The organism is Psychrobacter sp. 1U2, assembly GCF_051847575.1.
Genome location: NZ_JBPYDC010000348.1, coordinates 1 through 1,179 on the forward strand (window position 1 = coordinate 1; position 1,179 = coordinate 1,179).

The following is a 1,179-nucleotide window of genomic DNA, read 5'->3' on the forward strand; positions in this document are numbered from 1 at the left end:
TATCGACACAGTCAAAACCTACCTCTGCTTGTAAGTGATGCTTTGGTAGAGAATTAGGGTCATGTCCCAACTCATATTTAATCTGTGCGATATCTTCTGCAAATGGCTCATAAGGCAACTCAAGTATCGTGAATAGCTTTGCTAAAAACTCATCAGCTGTAAAATATTTGTCCATATAGCTACCATCAAGCCCAAGATAGCGATGACACAATACATGACGTAAGCGCTCGCAAGCAGGTATAGTATGCTTTAAAGGATAACCCATGGTTTTGATGATGTCCTGCGCACGCAGCTCAAGCGTCTCTATTTGAATAATCGCATACTGAGCCAGTGGATGACGCGGATGATAGCGGCGGGTATATTTGGATGGATTGGTTGATTGGCTCATGATATTGAACACCTTAGATTCCTATAACTCCGACAAAAATTATGATATCAGGCACAAATGAGGACGTCGGAGTACAGGCTCATGCGCTTTACCAGGATTGTTTTATATCGCGCTGGAAGTTGCAAGGTTTGTACGCCACCATTTATTATAAGTATGGTTAGCGATGTCAAAACTGTTAAACCCACGATAGTTTGTTGAATGATAATAGCACATCAACTGCTAAGAAATAAATACTGATATGTGTGCTTCTTTTTTAGAATTATTGTTAGTCCGTAACATATAACGCTAAACTACTCATTAACAATCATTAGCAAAAAATCCCTTTAACTAATGTCACGGTCTTGGTATCTTGCCTCGCCATTCCTATATTGCCAAAGGTGTTTACCACACAGCATTTTTTACCCCTTTATTGGCTAATCTTCTTATCGTATTAGGGCTTGTCCTCATTTTTATTATTTATCGAGTGAGGACACGCTCTAGCATTTTCTTGTATTGGATCTTATGAAACACAACATTGAGGCGAGCCCAGATGCTCGCCGGACTCAGTATTTTCAAGTATTTTTGATGGGCGTCAGTGCCTTTATCATGAATACCACAGAATTTGTCCCCGTCGCCCTACTCAGTGACATTGCCCAAGATTTTTCTATCACTACAGCTGAGACTGGCTGGATGTTGACGCTTTATGCGTGGATTGTCGCGGCTATGTCATTGCCGCTGATGCTACTGACCAGTCGCTTTGAGCGTAAAAGCTTACTCTTAGGTTTGTTTGCGGTATTTATTGCCAGCCACGT

Annotated in this window: 1 protein-coding gene and 1 pseudogene; one reads left to right on the forward strand and one right to left on the reverse strand. The window is 41.2% G+C overall.

Annotated elements, in window-relative coordinates; all coding sequences use genetic code 11:
• A pseudogene (locus ACS8FD_RS15710) lies at nucleotides 1–388 on the reverse strand (hypothetical protein); the annotation flags it as partial.
• Between the two features lie 501 nt (nucleotides 389–889).
• Between ACS8FD_RS15710 and ACS8FD_RS15715 the strand changes: the two are divergent.
• The coding region (locus ACS8FD_RS15715) for an MFS transporter (protein ID WP_439276534.1) at nucleotides 890–1,179 on the forward strand (290 nt) is incomplete at its 3' end.